The organism is Paraurantiacibacter namhicola (assembly GCF_001687545.1).
GTDB lineage: Bacteria > Pseudomonadota > Alphaproteobacteria > Sphingomonadales > Sphingomonadaceae > Paraurantiacibacter > Paraurantiacibacter namhicola.
Genome location: NZ_CP016545.1, coordinates 84,426 through 104,006 on the forward strand (window position 1 = coordinate 84,426; position 19,581 = coordinate 104,006).

Consider the following 19,581-nt stretch of genomic DNA (forward strand, 5'->3'; position numbering starts at 1 on the left):
GTGAGCGGAAATGGTTCCGGCTACAGCCCCAGGTTCAGCCGCCGGCTGACGGTGTAATCCATCACGTTGCACAGCAGCCAGCCGAGGTTCCAGCGGAAGCGGTTCCACAAGGTCGCTCGCTTGGCGTGTTCTTCGGGCGTGATGCGCTTGGACGCGGCGATCTGGTGGTCCAGGAATTCGCGCATCTTTGCGGCGAGATCAGCGTCCTCGATCCGCAGCATCACTTCCAGGTTCAGGTACAGGCTGCGCATGTCGAAATTGGCGCTGCCGACATAGACGATATCGTCAAGCACCACGAGCTTGGTGTGCAGCTTGCACGGGCGGAATTCCCAGATCTTGGACCCGCGCTTCAGCAGGTAATCGTACAGCGAGCGGGTGGCGCCCAGCGTCGCGTTGTTATCGCTCTTGCCCGCCATCAGAAGGCGCGCCTCGCCCCGGTCCGCGATGTCGCCGATGCGTTTCAACAGGCGTTTCGGCGGGCTGAAATAGGCCATGAACATGTCTAGCCGCTTGCCGCGCATCAGGTCTTCGCTGACGCAGCGCGCCCAGGTGGAAAGGCCGCGCGTGGGTCCGCCGACCAGCCATCTCAGAACGCCCTCGCCCCACTCCCATTCCTTCACCGTCTTGCGGATGGCCCGGAAATGCGCCTCGTCATCGTCGGTCCAGTCCTTTAGGCGTCCGAACCAGTCCACCAGACCTTCGACCGCGCTGCCTTCCAGCCTGATGCCGATGTCGTTCCAGCCGTTTTCCTCCGGCGGGGCGAAGTAATCATCCTCGATATTAAAGCCGCCGAACATGGCGCGCTCATCATCCACGATCACCATCTTCTGGTGGTTGCGGATGAGGTAGCGCTGCGTGCGGCGCGGGCTGAAGCGGCAGACTGAGCCGCCAGCACGCTTCAGCCGGTCGAAGAACTGCTCGCTGGCCTCTGCCCCGAAGCCATCGACCAGCAGCACGGTATCGACGCCCCGCTCCGCTGCTTCTGCCAGCGCATCGCGCAGTTCCTCGCCAATGCCATCCTCGGCATAGATGTAGAACACGACCTTCAGGCTGGTCCTTGCGGACTTCACCAGCTCCAGCAGCGCCGCACGCCGGTCCTTGCCGGCGGGATAGAAGGTAAGCGACTGGCCCTGCGCCTCGGCGCTGAAGGGGTCCATATCGCTGTAATCGAAGGTCGTCTCGCTATCGGCCATCGGGCTGCTGTGGCATGCCGCCGCCCCGCTGAAAACCTTGACTTGTCGTGCACTGCAGCATAGCTGGGACGCTTTCCTGCACTGTCAGAAGATTCAAGGAGTGCCCGATGGCGCGCGTTACCGTCGAAGATTGCGTCGACAAGGTCCCCAACCGTTTCGATCTCGTCCTGCTGGCTGCCCAGCGCGCACGGGAGATTTCCGGCGGTGCGGAGCTGACCATCGACCGTGACCGGGACAAGAACCCCGTCGTGGCCCTGCGCGAAATCGCTGAGCAGACGGTAAAGCCGAAGGCGCTGAGCGAATCGCTGACTCAGAGCATGCAGCGCGTCCTGCCGGATGACGAAGACGAGGCCGATGACGTGGCATCGCTGACCCAGTCGGCCGAAGCCATGCGCCTGTCCGCCGCCGCACCGACACGCTCCACCAGCATCGGTGCCGATTACGAAGGCTGACGCTTTCGCGCACTGCGCATGAAAAAGGGCCGCTTCCTGTCACGGGAAGCGGCCCTTTTCATTTGCGGCGTGGGAGGCGTTGGCGGCAGAGTCAGTCCGTCCCGCGGCCCGTTTCTGCCTGCAGTTCGTCAATCAGCTGCGAGGCTTCGGCCTTGGTCAGTCCGGTATCGTAACGATCGGGCGTGCCTGCCTCCTCGCACAAGGTCTTCAGATAACTCGCTTGCGCGCCGGTCATGCGCTCGTCACCCGTGGTCCAGTTCTCCGGATCCTTCTGCGCGTTGGAGGCGGGATCGGACTTCGGGTGCTCTGATACTTGCGGTGCAGTCATGGGGAATCTCCTTTCCCAACCAACGGCGCTGTTCCGCATCTGTTCCGTTAAATTGCACCTCGACCGGGCCAGTATTGCGGGTTACGCTGGCGCGATCGCAGGGGGTTCTAGGATGAGCGACATTACGGACGGGATCGGCACGGCCATCGAGGGCGGCGTCCTCGCGCGCGTCGTGGAGCCCGATGCTTCCGGCCATCCGGTCCAGACGCCGCTGGACGAAGGCGGGCACTGGCAGGAGAAAAACTGCCTGAATTGCGAAACGCCACTCAAGGGCGCGCATTGCCACAATTGCGGCCAGCGGGCCCATCTGCATCGCACTCTGGGCGCTTTCTTCCATGACCTGATGCACGGTGTGCTGCATTTCGAAGGGAAGCTATGGCGCACCCTGCCCAAGCTCGCCTGGCAGCCGGGGAAGCTGACACGCGAATATATCGACGGGAAGCGCGCGCGCTACATCTCGCCCATCGCGCTGTTCCTGTTCGTCATCTTCATCACCTTCGCCCTGATCAGCCTGGCCGGCGGGATCGGCAAGATCGAACAGGGCCCGGACATCGCGACCGAGGACGAGGTGATCGAGACGGTCGCTGAGATCGACCGCCGGGTCGAGGACTTCAGCACGACCATCGACGACCCCGAAACCGAGCCTGCAAGGGCTGCCGAACTGCGCGAGGAAATCGCCACGCTGCAGGCGGAGCGGGTCTTCTTTGCCAAGCTGGCGGAGATGTACCAGGACGGCGAAATTCCGGTTGAGCCGGAACTGCAGTTCGATCCGGCGACCGACCCCTCGGCGGCCGAATGGATCAACACGCGGTGGAAGGAAGCCAAGGCCAATCCGAACCTGCTGATCTACAAATTGCAGACAAATTCCTACAAGCTCAGCTGGCTGCTGATCCCGCTCAGCCTGCCCTTCATGTGGCTGCTGTTCCCGTTCAGCCGCAAGTTCCGGCTGTATGATCACACGGTCTTCGTGACCTATTCCATCGCCTTCATGACGTTCCTGCTGGTGCTGGTTTCCGTGCTGGGAGCCTTCGAGCTGCAACCACTGATCCTGATCCCGATGCTTTACGCGCCCTTCCATCTGTATCGGCATCTGAAGGGCACCTATGGGCTCAGCCGGTTTGGTGCGATCTGGCGCGTGCTGGTCCTGTCCAGCTTCATCTGGATCGTGATGGCGTCATTCGTGATGCTGATGACGGCACTCGTCCTCACCTGACGCGCAAGCGGCAAGAAAAAGCCCCGGAGCGCAGCGATGCGGTCCGGGGCCTTTCTGTCTGGGCGGTCTGCGGCGTCAGCCGGCCTGCGGGGCCGGTCCACCATCACCGGAGAAACGCTTGCCGGCCTTGGGGATGCTGGATCCCTGTGCGGGCCGCACCGGCGCGGGGCCGCGCGGCTCGTCGGGCCGGTCGATCTTGCCGGTCTTCATCAGCTCATTGATTTCCTCGCCGGTCAGAGTCTCATACTCCAGCATGGCCTGGGCCAGCAGGTGCAGCTTGTCTTCCTGCTTGGTCAGGATCTCGGTCGCGCGCTTCAGGCCGCCTTCCACCAGCGACTTGATCTCCGCATCGATCAGCTTGTTGGTTTCCGCACCGGCCATCGTCCGGGCCGACTGGCCCATGCCGAGATAGCCTTCCTGCTGCTGTTCGTACTGCAGCGGGCCGAGCTTGTCCGACATGCCCCACTTCGTGACCATGTTCTTGGCCAGGTCGGTGGCATACTGGATGTCGCCCGATGCGCCGCTGGAAACCTTGTCGTGCCCGAAGATGATCTCCTCGGCCACGCGGCCACCCATGGCGACGGCAAGGTTCGCATGCATCTTGTCGCGGTGGTAAGAGTAATTGTCCCGTTCCGGAAGGCGCATCACCATGCCCAGCGCGCGGCCGCGCGGGATGATGGTGGCCTTGTGGATGGGATCGGAAGCCGGCTCGTTCAGCGAGACAAGCGCGTGGCCCGCCTCGTGATAAGCGGTCATCTTCTTCTCGTCCTCGGTCATGACCATGCTGCGGCGTTCCGCGCCCATCATGACCTTGTCCTTCGCGTCCTCGAATTCCTGCATGGCGACAAGGCGCTTGTTGCGCCGTGCGGCCAGCAGTGCGGCCTCGTTCACGAGGTTGGCGAGATCCGCGCCGGAGAAGCCGGGCGTACCGCGCGCAATGGTGCGGCTGTTCACGTCAGGCGCCAGCGGCACCTTCTTCATGTGCACTTCCAGGATCTTCTCGCGCCCGTCGATGTCGGGCACGGGCACGACCACCTGGCGGTCGAAGCGGCCCGGGCGCAGCAGCGCCGGGTCCAGCACGTCCGGACGGTTCGTGGCGGCAACGATGATGATGCCTTCATTGGCTTCGAAGCCGTCCATCTCGACCAGCAGCTGGTTCAGCGTCTGCTCGCGCTCGTCGTTGGAATTGCCAAGGCCATGGCCGCGGCTACGGCCAACGGCGTCGATTTCATCGATGAAGACGATGCAGGGCGCATTCTTCTTGGCCTGTTCGAACATGTCGCGCACGCGGCTTGCGCCCACGCCCACGAACATCTCCACGAAGTCCGAACCCGAAATGGTGAAGAAAGGCACGCCGGCCTCACCCGCAATTGCGCGGGCCAGCAGGGTCTTACCCGTGCCGGGGCTGCCGACGAGCAGCGCGCCCTTGGGGATCTGACCACCCAGCTTGGAAAAGCGCTGCGGATCCTTGAGGAATTCGACGACCTCTTCCAGCTCCTCGCGCGCCTCGTCGATGCCGGCGACATCGGCAAAGGTTACCTTGCCCTGCTTTTCCGTCAGCATCTTGGCCTTGGACTTGCCGAAGCCCATCGCGCCGCCCGCGCCGCCGCCCTTCTGCACCTGGCGCAGCACGAAAAAGGCGATGCCCAGGATCAGCAGGAATGGCAGGGACTGGATCAGGATGACCGTCAGCACGCTCATCTTCTCTTCCGCCGCGCCGGAGAAGGTCACGCCGTTTTCTTCCAGCAGGACCGGAAGGTTGGTGTCGTTTTCGACCGGGACGGTGGAGAAGGTGTTGCCGTTCTTCAGCTTGCCCGCGATCTTGTCCGGCGCGATCTTCACGCTTTCCACGGAGCCTTCGGCCACCTGCTTGCGGAAATCGGAATAGGCGATCTGCGTGCCCGGCTCCTCGCGCGGGCCGCCAACCATCTGCACCACCAGCAGCAGGGCCAGGAAAATGCCGCCCCATACCAGCAGGCTCTTCATCCAGGGGTTGGGTTTCGGATCGCCTTCCGGCTCCTGATTGTCACTCATGATGTGCGGGACCTTTCTGTCACCGCATTATGTAGGCAGGCCGGGGTGAATGACAAGTTGACGCCTGCCCGCCCGCGCGCGAGGCTTCAACACTGTGTTAACCATGCTGGCCTAGGCCCGAGCCATGACGATCCTGCCGACGCGCATTGTGGAGAAGCCCTGGGGCCGCGACAGGCTGCCCGCACCCTTCGCCGCGCCTGCGGGCAAGCGCATAGGGGAAATCTGGTTCGAGCCGCCCGAAACGCTGCCCGAACTGCTCGCCAAATACCTCTTCACCAGTGAGAAACTGTCCGTCCAGGTGCATCCGGACGACGACCAGGCCGAGGCTGCCGGATACGGGCGCAGCGGCAAGGAAGAATGCTGGTTCGTACTCGCCGCCGATCCGGGCGCGCAGCTGGGCATCGGCTTTCGGCATGCGCTGTCCGCGCAGGACATGCGCGATGCGGCGCTGGACGGCTCGATCGAGGACTTGCTGGCGTGGCACGAAGTGGCCGCGGGCGATGTCTTTTCCATCCCTGCAGGCACGGTCCATGCCATCGGTGCTGGCGTGACGGTGATCGAAGTGCAGCAGAACTCCGACATCACATACCGCCTGTTCGATTACGGCCGCCCCCGCGAATTGCATCTCGATGCAGCCATTCCCGTGGCAGATGGCGGCGCCTTCGACCCGTCACTGCGCAGCCGGCTGGATCCGCAGGAAAGCGGGCGCGTGCTGGAAAACCGGTATTTCACGCTGGACCAGGTGGCCGATGGCAATTGGCCGGGCAAATTGCACAGCGGCGCCGGACCCGCACTGGTCCTGCCTTACCGCGGCGATGCGCAAGTGGATGGAATCGCTGTCCAATCCGGCCAGTGCGCGGTGGCGCGGCAGCTGGCCGATGTGGAAGTCCCCAAAGGCTCCAGCGTCCTGATCGCGCGGCCGAAGCGCAAATAGCGCATATTCGCCGGAACCGAGTGCCCGTACTTGCTGTTTATTATCCATGGCCGATGGTGAATCCGAACTCGAACGCTACCCGGTATCCGGGCGATTTCTCATGGGGCGCCTGCGCCACGCGATGAGCGTGGAGGAGAAGGAGATCCTCGAAGGGCTCGCCAGCGAGACCCGCGTGCTGGAACCTTCGGAAGTCGTCGTGAAGCGCGGCGATGTCGTCAATTGCTCCAACATCCTGATCGAGGGGTACATGACCCGGTCGATCACGGAAGAAGGCAAGCGCTTCATCGTTGGCGTGCAGGTGCCGGGCGATTTCGTCGACCTGCACGGTTTCGCACTGAAGCGGCTGGACCATGACCTGGCGGCGCTCGGTCCCGCAAAAATTGCCTATGTCCCGCACGAACGGCTGGAAGAAGTGATGGTCAAATGGCCGCACCTCGCCCGCCTGCTGTGGTTCTCCACCCTGCTCGACGCGGCCATCCACCGCGAATGGATCATGAAGATGGAACAGCTCACCGCATCGCGGCGCGCGGCGCACATCTTCTGTGAAATCTGGCACCGGCTGGAAATGGTCGGCCTTGGCGGCCCGCGCGGCGTGCGCACCCCGCTGACGCAAGCAGACCTTGCCGAAATGTGCGGTACGACCTCCATCCACATGAGCCGCGCGCTTGGCGAAATGCGTAAAGCCGGCATCGCCGAATTCCGCCGCGGCAATCTGCATGTGGATGACCGCGTGAAACTGGAGGAATACGCCCGCTTCAATTCCACATACCTCTACGGCGAAGGCCTGCTGGGTATGGGCGAGGAACTCAGCGTAGATTAAATTCTATCGCCCCCTGCGCTAGATCCGCAGGAAGCTGTCGTTCCGGGCAAGGCAGGCGAGGCTGAGGCCCGCTTCCCGTGCCCGGTCCACCGCCATGCTGGTGGGCAAAGAGACGGTGACGAGCCGCGTGCCGCCTGCTTTCACCACCTTCTCCACGATCTCGTAGGAACAGCGCGCGGTCGAGATGACCATGCCTGCGGCGATGTCGCGCCCGCTCGCCGCCAGCGCGCCGATCAGCTTGTCGATCGCATTGTGCCGGCCGACATCCTCGCGCACTTCCACGATCTTGCCGGACAGGTCCGCGAAGCCTGCGCCATGCGCCGCGCCGGTTGCGCGGCCCAGGGCCTGCTTATCCCGCATCGCGCCCACGGCGGCAAAGATCGCATCGCTGCTCGCTTCTTGATGCGCAGGCACCTTGGGCAGGGGCTTTCCCACCGCCTCCAAGTTCTCGATCCCGCAAAGCCCGCAGCTGCTCTCGGCCACGCGGGTGCGCACCCGCTCGGTCAGCTGTTCCACGCCCAGCCCGGACAATTGCGCGCGTGCGACTATGCCCTTGTCAGTCTCCGCAATCGCGATGGTGCCGATTTCCGCGACGCCCTGCGCCAGCCCTTCGGTCAGGGCAAAACCGCGCACGAAGTCTTCCAGGTCCGTGGGCGTTGCCATCATTACGGCATAGGCCAGCCCGTTGAATTCCAGCGCGACGGGCACTTCAGGCACCCAGCTGCGCGCAATGTCCTGCGATGTGCCGTCGGCAAAGACTTCGCGCGCTTTATCCGGCATCCGAATTGTGCAGGCCCCCATGCGTCGAAAATTCCGTCGCCCGCGTCTGCGATCCGGGGTCACCCTTGTGTTCCAGATGGGCGATGGCCTCGGCAGCAATGGGGTCCAGCCCGCTGCGGTCGCTGGCGAAGATTGCCGCCTTCATGCGCGGGTCCCAGAAGCTTTCGATGTGATCGGCCGTGGCCAGAACGGCGCGGTCATGCCCGATGGCCACGAAGTTCTTCGCGATCTGGTTGACGTATCGCCACAGCGTTTCCACCTGCTGCCCGTGGGTCCCTCCCTCCGTCATTCGGCGGGCTCTTTTTCTTCGGTCTCGATCCGGCGGCTGCGCTCGGACAGCTCGCGGTAATCCTCCTGCCAGTCGGTCGGGCCGTTGGACGGAGTGATCTGCACCGCTGTCACCTTGTATTCGGGGCAGTTCGTTGCCCAGTCGGAATAGTCGGTGGTGACGACATTGGCCTGCGTCGCGGGGTGGTGGAAGGTGGTGTAGACCACGCCCGGCGCCACGCGGTCCGTCACTGTCACACGCAGCGTTGTCTCGCCGGTCCGGCTGGCCAGCCGCGCCCAGTCGCCATCCTTCAGGCCGCGGTTTTCCGCATCGACCGGGTGGACTTCCAGCACATCTTCCTGGTGCCAGACGGTATTGGCCGTGCGCCGCGTCTGCGCGCCGACATTGTACTGGCTGAGGATGCGGCCCGTGGTCAGCAGCAAGGGGAAGCGCGGCCCGGTCTTCTCGTCCGTCGGGACGTAGTCCGTCACCACGAACAGCCCCTTGCCGCGCACGAAGCCTTCCAGGTGCATGACGGGCGAGCCATCGGGATGCTTCTCGTTCACCGGCCACTGCACGCTGCCGCGTTCCTGCAGCATCTGCCAGTTCACGCCTGCAAAGCTGGCGGTAAGGCGCGCGATCTCGTCCAGGATTTCGCTGGGATGATCGTATTCCCATCCCGCGCCCATCGCATTGGCGAGCAATTGCGTGACCTGCCAGTCTTCATAGCCATTGGCGGGCTCCATCACCTTGCGCACCGGCTGGATGCGGCGTTCGGCATTGGTGAAGGTGCCGTTCTTTTCCAGGAAGGTGCTGCCCGGCAGGAAGACATGCGCGTAATTCGCCGTCTCGTTCAGGAACAGGTCGTGCACGATCACGCAGTCCATGGCCGAAAGCCCGGCCGCCACATGCTGCGTGTTGGGATCGGACTGCAGGATGTCCTCGCCCTGGATATAGATGGCGCGGAAGCTGCCATCGACGGCGGCATCCAGCATGTTGGGGATGCGCAGGCCCGGCTCCGGATCCAGCGCAACGCCCCAATCCGCCTCGAACATCTCGCGCGTCGCGCTGTCGGACAGGTGACGATAGCCGGGCAGTTCGTGCGGGAAGCTGCCCATGTCGCAGGCGCCCTGCACGTTGTTCTGGCCGCGCAGCGGGTTCACGCCCACGCCCTTGCGGCCGATGTTGCCGGTGGCCATGGCGAGGTTGGCGATGGCCATCACCGTGGAGGATCCCTGGCTGTGCTCGGTCACGCCGAGGCCATAATAGATCGCGCCATTGCCGCCGGTCGCGAACAGGCGCGCTGCGCCACGAAGCTCCGCTGCGGGCACGCGGGTGACAGGCTCCAGCGTCTCGGGCGAGTGACGCGCGTCGGAAACGAAGCGCGCCCAGTCCTCATAGGCTTCCACGTCACAGCGCTCGCGGATGAAGGCCTCGTCCGCCAGACCCTCGGTCACGATGACATGCGCGATGGCGGTGAGCACGGCGACATTCGTGCCGGGCTGCAGCGGCAGGTGGAAGGATGCCTCCACATGCGGCGAGCGGACCAGGTCGATGCGGCGCGGATCGATCACGATCAGCTTCGCACCCTGGCGCAGGCGCTTCTTCAGACGGCTGGCGAAGACCGGGTGACCATCGGTGGGATTGGCCCCGATCACCAGAGCGACATCGGTATGCTCCACGCTGTCGAAATCCTGCGTTCCGGCGCTGGTGCCGAAGGTGGTCTTGAGGCCGTATCCGGTGGGCGAGTGGCACACGCGGGCGCAGGTATCGACGTTGTTGGCGCCGAACACGCTGCGGATCATCTTCTGGACCAGGAAGGTCTCTTCATTGGTGCAGCGGCTGGAGGTGATACCCCCCAGCGCGCGGGGCCCGTACTCGGCCTTGATCTTCGACAGGCGACCGGACGCAAAGGCAATCGCTTCGTCCCAGCTCACTTCGCGCCAGGGCTCCGCGATGCTGTCGCGGATCATCGGCGATGTGATGCGATCGTTGTGATTGGCATAGCCCCAGGCGAAGCGGCCCTTCACGCAAGAGTGCCCGCGATTGGCCTTGCCGTCCTTGTAAGGGACCATGCGGACGAGCTGTTCGCCCTTCATCTCCGCGCGGAAGGTGCAGCCAACGCCGCAATAGGCGCAGGTGGTGACGACGGCGCGTTCGGGCTTGCCCAGCTCCTTCACGCTCTTTTCCTGCAAGGTCGCGGTCGGGCAGGCTTGCACGCAGGCCCCGCAGCTGACGCATTCGCTGGAGAGGAAATCGTCCCCTGCTGCGCCTGCACTGATCTTGGATGCAAAGCCGCGGCCATCCATCGTCAGGGCGAATGTTCCCTGCACCTCGTCACAGGCGCGCACGCAGCGCGAGCAGGCAATGCACTTGGACGGGTCGAAATCGAAATAGGGGTTGGAGGTGTCGGTCGCCTCGCCCAGGTGGTTGGCACCTTCATAGCCGTAACGCACATCGCGCAGGCCCACTTCGGCGGCGGTATCCTGCAGCTCGCAATCGCCGTTGGCGCTGCAGGTCAGGCAGTCCAGCGGATGGTCGGAGATGTAGAGTTCCATCACGCCGCGCCGCAGCTTCGCCAGCCGCGCGTTTTCCGTGTGGACGACCATGCCGTCTTCGGCAGGCGTGGTGCAGCTGGCGGGCGTGCCGCGCCGCCCGTCGATCTCCACCAGGCACATGCGGCAGGAACCGAAGCTCTTCACATTGTCCGTGGCGCACAGGCTGGGGATGTCGCCGCCGCATTCGCGCGCCGCGCGCATCACGCTGGTCCCGGCGGGCACGGTCACCTGCCGCCCGTCGATGGTCAGCGTTACGCTTTCCTGCGATCGGCTTTCGGGCGTCCCGAAATCCGTCTGGCGCTCATAGGTCATCGCGTGCCTCCGCTGCCGCAAGATCGGCCTGCGTGTTGATGTTATCAGGTTTGGTGTTCAGGTGCACATTGCGCGCGCCGAGGCTCTGCGCGAATTGCAGCATGGAATGGCGGCCATCGCCGCGCAGGATCTCCGCGACCTGCGCGAAGCCGGATGCGGGCCAGTGGCCGATGACGGGCTGGCTTGCGGCATAGGCGGGCGGGCTGCCGAGCTGGTCCAGCAGGTCTGCCGGCAGCGCCACGCTGTCGACCCCGCAGGTCAGCACGCTTTCGCAATCGTTCTCGCCCGCATGGCGCAGAACGGCGGCGATCCCGCCAAGCGGCCCCATGCCGGGCCGCGGCCAATCGGCCAGCGCGGTCACCGGGGCCTCCTCGCGCCCGACCACCACCACCGCATCGCACTGCGCGGAAAGCTGGTTCACGGCCCGCTCCAGCAGCGTTTCGCCGTGCAGCTGAGCCTGTGCCTTGTCGCTCCCGAAACGGGAGGACTGGCCGCCCGCAAGGACCGCGCCCAGGATCATACCTTGCGCTCCAGCCCGAAATCCTCGGGCCAGTGGCGCATCGCGCTCATGACCGGGAAGGGCGTGAAGCCGCCCAGCGCGCACAGCGATCCGTCGCGCATCACTTCGCACAGATCCTCGACCAGCTGGACCTCGTCCTCCTGGCTGCGCGCGGCGGTCTTTGTGTTGTGCATCTGCGGTGCCAGCTCGATCCTGTCGCGCACGCGGCCGCCATCGCGGATACGGTCGATCAGCTCGGCCCCGCGCACCGCACCGATGCGGCACGGCGTGCACTTGCCGCAGCTTTCCGCTGCGCAGAATTCAAAGGCGAAGCGGGCCATGGCGCCCATGTCCGCCGTCTCGTCGAACACGGTGATGCCGCCGTGCCCGATCAGGCTTTCGGCAGCGGTAAAGGCCTCGTAGTCGAACGGCAGGTCGAAGCGGTCGGGATGCATGTAGGCGCCCAGCGGCCCGCCGACCTGCACGGCCTTTACCGGGCGGCCGGACTCGGTCCCGCCGCCGATGTCATTGACCAGGGTGCCCAGGCTGATGCCGAATGCGGTCTCGTACAGCCCGCCATGCCGGATATTGCCTGCAAGCTGCACCGGCATGGTCCCCTTGGACCGGTCGATGCCGAGGCTCTCGTAAAGCGAGGCTCCGCCCTCGGCCAGGATGTGCGGCACGGCGGCAAGCGTCAGGACATTGTTGACCACGGTCGGCTTGCCGAAGGCGCCTTCCAGCGCCGGCAGCGGCGGCTTGGCCCGAACTTCTCCGCGCTTGCCTTCCAGCGAGTTGAGCAGCGAGGTCTCCTCGCCGCAGACATATGCGCCTGCGCCCACACGCACTTCCAGTTTGAAGGGTGCGACGATCTCGGCGGAAAGCGCGATCGCGCCTTCCATCTTGGCGATGGCGTCCGGATATTCGCTGCGCAAGTAGATGAACCCATGCCCCGCGCCGACCGCCAGCCCGGCAATCGCCATCCCCTCGACCAGCGCGAAGGGATCGCCTTCCATCAGCATCCGGTCGGCAAAGGTCCCGCTGTCGCCTTCGTCGGCATTGCAGACGATGTACTTTTCCTCGCCCGCAGCCCGGGCCACGGTCTGCCACTTGATCCCGGCCGGGAAGCCCGCCCCGCCCCGGCCGCGCAGGCCGGACTGGGTGACCTCTTCCAGGATCTTTTCCGAGCCGAGCCCCTTGGCGCGCTCGAACCCGGCCCAGCCGCCGGTCGCGGCGTAATCTTCCAGGCTGAGCGGGCGCGTCAGGCCGGCACGCGCAAAGGTCAGGCGCTGCTGGCCGGCGATAAAGGGATGCTCCGCAATCGTGCCGATATCCAGCGCACTGCTGCCATCCAGGATCGCGTCCACATCGCCCGGCGTGGCGGGGCCGAAACCGCGCCCGCCGATTTCCACCAGCGGCTCCAGCCAGTGCATGCCCCAGCTGGAGACGCGCTCAACCGTCGCGCCGGCCTTCTCGAATGCAGCTGCCAGCGCGTCCGCCCCGCATGCCTTGGCCAGGCTGTCGTCAGAGATGCGGACCACGCTCATGCGCCTTCCACCAGCTGCTGGATGCGCTCGGCATCGAGGCGCGAATACACCGCGTCGCCGATCCGCGCATTGGGGCCGACGCTGCACAGGCCGAGGCAGTAGACAGTGGAGAGGCGTACCCGCTTGCCCGCCGCCCGCTCCGCATCGGGCACGATGGCCTCGACGCCGCGCGCCTTGCAGGCTTCGGCGCGGCAGATCTGCACTTCGGGCCGGGCGTCCGGCGCAGGCCGGAAATCATGGTAGAAGCTGACCACGCCGTGCACTTCGGCGCGGCTCAGGTTCAGCGCCTTGGCCACCAGGCCCTCCGCCTCCTCGTCGATGCAGCCGAACTCGGCCTGCAAATCATGCAGGATTGGCAATAGCGGACCCTTGCGCGCGGAGTGCGCGGCGCAGATTTCCTGAATGCGAGCGGCAGAGCTCAATGCAAGTCCAATCGATTATCGCGAAGGGCGGCCAAACGTTCGCGACAAGAAGTGACGCAAACCCTTCCCGTTGACAACAAGCCCGCCCTCCCCGCGCATCGCGAGGCCGCTGCCGAAATTGCGACAATCTTGTTTTATTTCAGTTACTTGACCGGCAGTTCAAGTGGTGCCGGCAGGGCATGATTAGCCAAAAACAAGAGACTGATTACTCAGCCTGCTTTTGCGGTCTCCGGCCACCTGACCTTCTGCTCCAGCCAGGGATGCGCCGCGAAAAGCGGTGCGAGCCCGATTTCCTGGATCGAACCGCGGATGGACGTTGCCAGCTTGCCCGGCAGGTCGCCGAATTCGCCCCGCCTTGCAATGAGGGTGAAATAGCGCCGGAACTGGGCCTGCCGCATCGGCTCCACCCTCAGTCGCTCGAACAGGGCCGGATGGCTGGCGAGGCACAGCGGCGTGGTGATGCCCCAGCCCAGCCCCTCGCTGATCGCGGTCAGTTGCTGCGCGGTGGAGTCCACTTCGACCGAATTTTTCAGCTTGCTGCGCATGCGTGACAGCTGGCTTTCGATGCGCAGCCCGATCGCGGATTTCAGCGAATACCGGATGAAGGGCAGGTCCTGAATGTCGCCGATCTGGTCCACCGCACCGGCGTGGCCGGCGGGGAAGGCGAGCACGAATTCCTCGTCGAAAATCGGCATCTGGTCGAAGCCGTCCGCACCTTCCAGATCCGTGCTTGCGGTGACAAGTATGTCGATCTTGCGGTTGAGGAAATCCTCGTGCTGGGCCGGGGAGGTCCCGGAACGGATCAGCCACTGCCCGGCATTCCCGCCCAGCTCACGCAGCAGCGGGACGGTGACGAGGTTCGCCATGCTTTCGGCCATGGCGATGGTGACGCTGTTCATCGGCAGATTGCCGAGGCCGCGCATTTCGGACGCGAGGCGCTTTGCGTCAGCCACCAGCCGCGCGCCGTCATTCAGCAGGAAGCGGCCGCTGGCCGTGAGCGTCAGGGGCCGCGTGGTCCGGTCGAACAGGCGGGTTTCAAGCGCGCTCTCCAGCTTGGAGACGATTTGCGACACCGCCGACTGGGTCATGCCCAGATGCTCCGCGCTCTGCGTCATCCCGCCCAGTTCGGCCGTCAGCATGAACACTTCGAGCGAATGAATGTCGAAGCCAATCGGAAGTTTCAAACCCGGTCCTCCCTCGCGATTGGCCGACTTTACCGCTGCGCTCAGGAAAACTCCATCGCTGCGTCACGCAGCCAATGCTCGAAGGAGTCAGCGAAGCTGGTGTAAACGAGAAGGTCGAAGCTGGATGCCCCACGCCGCAGCCCGACCACGCCGATATCGTGGATGGAGGACTGGAACAGCGAACCGGCAGGAAACGCCGCTTCGTCGAGGTCGATCGCCACGCCTTTCATCAGCAGCCGCGCGGCCTGCGGTCCGCTGACCCGGAAGGCCTTGCGGCTGTGGTCCAGCTGGACCAGCGACACCAGTGCCGGGTCGCAGTTCCCTGCGGCTGCCGGGTAAAGCTGGCCGGTTTCAGCGAGCAGCAGGTAACGGCCCGGGATCAGGCATGCGGCGACGATCCCGTCCTTCTCCGTGAAGCGATTGGGCTTGTCCGGCAGCGCGCAATTCAGCGCGGACTCCAGCTGCGCCGCCCCGGCAGGCGCCGTGCCGCGCCAGAGGCTGGCCATGAACAGGCTTTTGAAAGCGATCGGTTCGATTGCGATATCAGCCATGCATCCGCTCCCCCTGGGGGTCGAAGAACACGGGATCGACCAACCGAACCGGGTCGGACTGATCGGCGAGCGGGAAGCGGGCCAGCATCTCCTCGCCGATGCGCGCCCGCCCACCGGACACGAGGGCGAGCGCGATGAATTCATCAAGCGCCGGGCTGAAAGTGGTCGAACTGACGTGGCCGAGGGCATTCCCGGGCGCCGCCGGATCGACGATCTGCGCCCCGGCCCGCAGCGCTTTCCTGCCCGTCGAAACCAGCCCGACAAGCTGCAAGCGGTCTTCGGCTGTCAGCCCTTCCCGATCGAGCAGGACGGAGCCGACATAGGCCTTGGTGCGCGATGCCATTTTGCCCAGGCCAATGTCGTCCAGCGTCGTGCGCCCGTCGAGCTCGGGGCCACTGATGTGACCCTTCTCTATGCGCAGCGTGCCGAGAGCCTCCGTGCCATAGGGGGTGATGGAGAATTCCTCACCCGCGGCCATGATCGCTTCCCAGACACGCGTGCCGTCACCGCTGCCGCAATAGACCTCGTATGCCAGCTCGCCGGAGAAGGAGAGCCGCGCGACCATCACATCGCAATCACCGATCCTGCCCTTGCCCACCGCCATGGATGGGAAAGCCTCGTTGTCGATGTCGAGCCCTTCGAGGATCTTCTGCAAGGTGCGCCGGGCATTGGGCCCGGCCACGGCCATCGCCGCCCACTGGTCGCTGACCGAGGTAACCTGCACCTGCAATTCCGGCCATTCGACCGCCAGCAGGCGCTCCATTTCGGCAAGGACACCGGCCGCACGTGCAGTGGTGGTGGTGGTGAGGAACCGGTCCTCTGCCAGCCGCCAGGTGGTGCCGTCATCGTACAGGATCCCATCCTCGCGCAGCATCGCGCCATAACGGGCCTTGCCGACCGGCACTTTCAGGAAGGGATTTGCATAGAGCCGGTTGAGGAATTCAGCCGCATCCGGCCCCTGCACATCGATCTTGCCCAGTGTGGTCACGTCCACGATGCCGACGCTGGCACGCACCGCGCGTGCCTCGCGCACATAGGCATCGAACAGGCTCTCGCCTGCATGCGTGCGATAGACGCGCGGGCGCACCCATGTGCCCGCATCGATCATCTCCGCACCATGGGCGACGTGCCAGTCATGCATGGGCGTGCGGCGGACGGGCTTGAAATCCTGCCCCACTTCCCGGCCTGCCAGCGCGCCCAGCGCCACCGGCGTATAGGGCGGGCGAAAGCGCGTAGTCCCGACCTGGTCGGGCGAAAGACCCTGCAGCCCCGCCATCAGCGCAATCGCGTTCACATTCGATGTCTTGCCTTGGTCGGCAGCCATGCCCAGCGTGGTGTAGCGCTTGACGTGCTCGATGGAGCGGAAGCCCTCGCGGTGGGCCAGCTCGATATCCTTGACCGTCACATCGTGCTGCAAATCGACGAAGCTCTTGCCGGGCGCCGCGATGCAGGCAGGCGCACCGGGATTGGCCTGCGCCGCGCTGCCTGTGACGTTCGGGGCGGGAAATGCGCCAGCCCCGCCAACAGCGCATCCCGCCGCGTGGCCCGAGGCGACGGCCGCCGCCAGGTCCATGGCGCCGCTCGCCGCGCCCGCCGCAGTCCAGTCCTGCAGCGGCTGGCCGGGGAGGAAACCGTCGATCGCGGGATCGTAGACCGGCGGCGTGCCGGCCTGGCTGCACAGATTGACCATGGGGGTGAACCCGCCCGAGACCAGCAGCGCATCGCAATCGAGCCGGATGGACCGGTCGGTCTCGACCTCGCCCGCTACGAATGGCGCAATCTCCACCGACTTGAGCGACTGGAAGCCCTTGGCCCTGAAGACCGCGCGCCCGGCGAGGCAGCGCAGGCCCAGCGCCTCTACGCGGGCGACGAGCTCGGCCGGAGGATCGCTTCGCATGTCGACCAGCGCAGTGACACTCACGCCAAGCGACGCGAGGGACGCGGCAGCGGCGTAGATGCTGTCGTTATTGCCGGTGATGACCACCTTGCGGCCCACCGCGACACCGTGACGATAGGCGTAGCGCAGCCCTGCCTGGGCCAGCATCACCCCGGGCTTGTCATTGCCGGCGAAGACCAGCGGGCGCTCAATGCTGCCTGCCGCGATCACCACCTTGCCGGCGTAGATCTTCAGGTGACGGAGGCGCGGCTGCCCTGCGCCGGGCGATGCGACATGATCGGCAACGCGCTCGACCGCGCCCAGTACATTGTCGTCGAAATAGCCGTAGACCGTGGTGCGCGGCATCACCGTGACGTTGTTCAGCCCGTCCAGCGCCTGCGCCGCCCATTCCGCTGGTTCGTGGCCGTCGATCGTCCCGGCATCTTCCGGCATCGCGCCGCCGATCGCCGTATTCTCGTCCACCAGCAGAACCTTGCGGCCGAAGGATGCCGCAGCACGGGCCGCCGCGACACCGGCCGCGCCGCCGCCGATGACGAGCACGTCAGCAAACAAATTCGCCCGCTCGTAGCGATCCGGATCGGCCTCCGACCCGGCCGCGCCCATGCCCGCCGCGCGCCGGATGAAGCGTTCGCAGAAATGCCAGAAGCGCTGGCCGGTGCCCATGAAAGTCTTGTAGTAAAATCCCGCGACAAACAGCGGCGCCGCCAGCTGGTTGACCGCCATCAGGTCGAAGCGCGGAGACGGCCAGGCGTTCTGGCTGCGCGCTTCCAGCCCGTCATAAAGCTCGGTTGCGGGCGCTTTGGCGTTTGGCTCAGTCCGTCCGCCGCTGCGCAGGGTCACCAGCGCATTGGGCTCCTCGTGCCCGGCGCTGAACACGCCGCGCGGACGGTGGTATTTGAAGGATCTGGCCACGACCATGCGGCCATTCGCCAGCAGGGCCGAGGCGAGCGTATCCCCGGCAAAGCCTTCCAGCACCTTGCCGTCGTAAGTGAACTGCAGGGGCGCGCCGCGATCGATCGACGTGCCGCCGGAAGGCAGACGATATGCAGCCATCAGCCCAGCCCCCCTTCAAGCGCGACCGAGAGAACCTTGTGCGAAAGCGTGTCCCGCTCCACCCGCAGAATGGCACGGCAGCCCGCGCTGTGCTGCCAGTGTTCCAAATGCGTGCCGCGCGGGTTGGTCCGCTGGAAGACATACTCGTTCCATGCCGCCACATCGGTATCGCCATGCTCCGGCCGCCTGACGCCGGCATCGCCCAGATAGCCGAATTCGCCGTGGTCGCGCAGGCCGCAGTGGGGGCAGTGGATGCGCATCAGTGCAGCCTCGGATGCGGGCCCATGCCCTTTTCATCGAGCGACCGCCCCGCTTCGAAGCGATCCAGCGCGAAGGCCTCGTTCAGCTCGTGCGGACGGTCCTGCGCGATGGTGTGGGCAAAGCACCAGCCGGCCGCGGGCGTCGCCTTGAACCCGCCGTAACACCAGCCGGCGTTGAGATACATTCCGGGCAACGGGCCGACATCGATGATCGGGCTGCCGTCCATCGACATGTCCATGATGCCGCCCCAATTGCGCAGCAGCCGCAGGCGCGAAAGGTTGGGCAGCAGAGTCACGGCAGCAGCTGCCACATGTTCGAACACGGGCAGGTTCCCGCGACTAGCGTAGCTGTTGTAACCATCGATATCGCCGCCGAAGACCAGGCCGCCCTTGTCCGACTGGGATATATAGAAATGGCCTGCGCCGAAGGTGACGACGGTGTCGATCACCGGCTTCAACGGCTCGGACACGAAGGCCTGCAGGACATGCGATTCGATCGGCAGGCGCTCGATCCCTGCCCGCCGCATGACTTCCGACGTGCTGCCCGCGACCGAGACCCCGACCTTGGGCGCGCGGATCTCGCCCCGGTTCGTCTCGACGCCGACCACCCGGTCTCCGTCGCGGATGAAGCCGGTCACTTCGCAGTTCTGGATAATGTCGACGCCCAGCGCGTCGGCAGCGCGGGCATAACCCCAGGCAACCGCATCGTGCCGGGCGGTCCCGCCGCGCGGCTGGCACAGCGCGCCCAGGATCGGGAACCGCGTATCTGCGCCAATATCGATGGACGGAATGCGGCGCTTGATCTCCTGCGGGGTCAGCAGCTCCGCATCGATCCCTTCCATCCGCATGGCATTGCCGCGCCGCGCAAAGGCATCGATCTGCGCCGGGCTGTGCGCCAGATTGATGACCCCGCGCTGCGAGAACATCACATTGTAATTGAGGTCCAGCGACAGCCCTTCCCACAGCTTCATCGCATGCTCGTAGAACCGGCTGTTTTCCGGCAGCAGGTAATTGGAACGGATGATGGTGGTGTTGCGGCCGATATTGCCGCCGCCCAGCCAGCCCTTCTCCAGCACCGCGACATTGTGGATGCCGTGAAGCTTCGCGAGGTAATAGGCAGCCGCGAGGCCGTGTCCCCCGCCGCCCACGATGATCACGTCATAGACAGGCTTGGGTTCGGGCGCGCGCCATGCCCGCTCCCACTGGCGGTGGCCGGTGGCTGCGTTCTTGAGCAGGGAGAGGATGGAATAGCGCTGCATCGCCCTGCGAAATTACGCGC

The 19,581-nt window shown here is 65.2% G+C and carries 18 protein-coding genes; 4 read left to right on the forward strand and 14 right to left on the reverse strand.

Translation table 11 applies throughout. The features are described 5' to 3' along the window. Positions 1 to 20: 20 nt before the first annotated feature. On the reverse strand, positions 21 to 1,193 hold the full coding sequence (locus tag A6F65_RS00445) for a phospholipase D-like domain-containing protein (RefSeq protein ID WP_083989123.1): 1,173 nt from the start codon (positions 1,191 to 1,193) through the stop codon (positions 21 to 23). Positions 1,194 to 1,300: 107 nt separating this feature from the next. Between A6F65_RS00445 and rpoZ the strand changes: the two genes are divergently transcribed. Continuing rightward, positions 1,301 to 1,645 (forward strand): DNA-directed RNA polymerase subunit omega, encoded by a 345-nt coding sequence (rpoZ, locus tag A6F65_RS00450; protein ID WP_067784535.1) that lies wholly within the window; start codon positions 1,301 to 1,303, stop codon positions 1,643 to 1,645. 91 nt (positions 1,646 to 1,736) lie between these two features. Here rpoZ and A6F65_RS00455 read toward each other — a convergent pair whose 3' ends face one another. After that, the gene (locus tag A6F65_RS00455; RefSeq protein WP_067784538.1) at positions 1,737 to 1,973 is read right to left on the reverse strand and encodes a DUF3072 domain-containing protein; all 237 of its coding nucleotides are present in this window, start codon (positions 1,971 to 1,973) and stop codon (positions 1,737 to 1,739) included. A gap of 112 nt (positions 1,974 to 2,085) precedes the next feature. Between A6F65_RS00455 and A6F65_RS00460 the strand changes: the two genes are divergently transcribed. Next, positions 2,086 to 3,186 carry a DUF3667 domain-containing protein gene (locus A6F65_RS00460; RefSeq protein WP_067784541.1) on the forward strand — a complete coding sequence of 367 codons (1,101 nt, stop codon included), beginning with the start codon at positions 2,086 to 2,088 and terminating at the stop codon, positions 3,184 to 3,186. A 75-nt stretch (positions 3,187 to 3,261) separates the two neighbouring features. Here the strand turns inward: A6F65_RS00460 and ftsH are convergent, their stop codons facing one another. Beyond that, positions 3,262 to 5,220, reverse strand: a complete 1,959-nt coding sequence (gene ftsH, locus A6F65_RS00465; protein ID WP_067784544.1) for an ATP-dependent zinc metalloprotease FtsH — start codon at positions 5,218 to 5,220, stop codon at positions 3,262 to 3,264. Positions 5,221 to 5,344: 124 nt separating this feature from the next. Here ftsH and A6F65_RS00470 point away from each other — a divergent pair, with 124 nt between their 5' ends. After that, positions 5,345 to 6,154 carry a class I mannose-6-phosphate isomerase gene (locus tag A6F65_RS00470; protein WP_067784547.1) on the forward strand — a complete coding sequence of 270 codons (810 nt, stop codon included), beginning with the start codon at positions 5,345 to 5,347 and terminating at the stop codon, positions 6,152 to 6,154. Between the two features lie 46 nt (positions 6,155 to 6,200). Next, entirely contained in the window at positions 6,201 to 6,974 is a 774-nt protein-coding gene (locus tag A6F65_RS00475) for a Crp/Fnr family transcriptional regulator (RefSeq protein WP_067784550.1), read from the forward strand. Positions 6,975 to 6,992: 18 nt separating this feature from the next. On the opposite strand, the gene fdhD is transcribed toward A6F65_RS00475, so the two are convergent. The 11 genes from fdhD to A6F65_RS00530 all read right to left on the reverse strand — a co-directional run bounded on the left by fdhD (position 6,993) and on the right by A6F65_RS00530 (position 19,561). Further along, complete coding sequence (gene fdhD, locus A6F65_RS00480; protein ID WP_067784552.1) at positions 6,993 to 7,754, reverse strand: formate dehydrogenase accessory sulfurtransferase FdhD; 762 nt, start codon at positions 7,752 to 7,754, stop codon at positions 6,993 to 6,995. Beyond that, complete coding sequence (locus A6F65_RS00485) at positions 7,744 to 8,043, reverse strand: formate dehydrogenase subunit delta (RefSeq protein WP_067784556.1); 300 nt, start codon at positions 8,041 to 8,043, stop codon at positions 7,744 to 7,746. The genes fdhD and A6F65_RS00485 overlap by 11 nt, the downstream gene beginning before the upstream one ends. Next, positions 8,040 to 10,892: a formate dehydrogenase subunit alpha gene (gene fdhF / locus A6F65_RS00490; protein WP_067784559.1), complete on the reverse strand. Its 2,853-nt coding sequence runs from the start codon at positions 10,890 to 10,892 to the stop codon at positions 8,040 to 8,042. The genes A6F65_RS00485 and fdhF overlap by 4 nt, the downstream gene beginning before the upstream one ends. Then, entirely contained in the window at positions 10,882 to 11,412 is a 531-nt protein-coding gene (gene mobA / locus A6F65_RS00495; RefSeq protein WP_067784562.1) for a molybdenum cofactor guanylyltransferase, read from the reverse strand. Before mobA ends, fdhF begins: the two co-directional genes overlap by 11 nt. Beyond that, positions 11,409 to 12,935, reverse strand: coding sequence for an NADH-ubiquinone oxidoreductase-F iron-sulfur binding region domain-containing protein (locus tag A6F65_RS00500; RefSeq protein ID WP_067784565.1), 1,527 nt, complete (start codon positions 12,933 to 12,935; stop codon positions 11,409 to 11,411). The genes mobA and A6F65_RS00500 overlap by 4 nt, the downstream gene beginning before the upstream one ends. After that, on the reverse strand, positions 12,932 to 13,357 hold the full coding sequence (locus tag A6F65_RS00505) for an NAD(P)H-dependent oxidoreductase subunit E (protein WP_067784568.1): 426 nt from the start codon (positions 13,355 to 13,357) through the stop codon (positions 12,932 to 12,934). The genes A6F65_RS00500 and A6F65_RS00505 overlap by 4 nt, the downstream gene beginning before the upstream one ends. Positions 13,358 to 13,566: 209 nt before the next feature. After that, positions 13,567 to 14,541 (reverse strand): LysR family transcriptional regulator, encoded by a 975-nt coding sequence (locus tag A6F65_RS00510; RefSeq protein WP_067784571.1) that lies wholly within the window; start codon positions 14,539 to 14,541, stop codon positions 13,567 to 13,569. Between the two features lie 41 nt (positions 14,542 to 14,582). Beyond that, positions 14,583 to 15,092: a sarcosine oxidase subunit gamma gene (locus tag A6F65_RS00515; RefSeq protein ID WP_067784574.1), complete on the reverse strand. Its 510-nt coding sequence runs from the start codon at positions 15,090 to 15,092 to the stop codon at positions 14,583 to 14,585. Further along, entirely contained in the window at positions 15,085 to 18,042 is a 2,958-nt protein-coding gene (locus A6F65_RS00520) for a sarcosine oxidase subunit alpha family protein (RefSeq protein WP_067784577.1), read from the reverse strand. Before A6F65_RS00520 ends, A6F65_RS00515 begins: the two co-directional genes overlap by 8 nt. Continuing rightward, the gene (locus A6F65_RS00525; RefSeq protein ID WP_067784580.1) at positions 18,042 to 18,302 is read right to left on the reverse strand and encodes a sarcosine oxidase subunit delta; all 261 of its coding nucleotides are present in this window, start codon (positions 18,300 to 18,302) and stop codon (positions 18,042 to 18,044) included. Before A6F65_RS00525 ends, A6F65_RS00520 begins: the two co-directional genes overlap by 1 nt. Then, entirely contained in the window at positions 18,302 to 19,561 is a 1,260-nt protein-coding gene (locus tag A6F65_RS00530) for a sarcosine oxidase subunit beta family protein (protein WP_067784583.1), read from the reverse strand. Before A6F65_RS00530 ends, A6F65_RS00525 begins: the two co-directional genes overlap by 1 nt. Positions 19,562 to 19,581 lie beyond the last annotated feature (20 nt).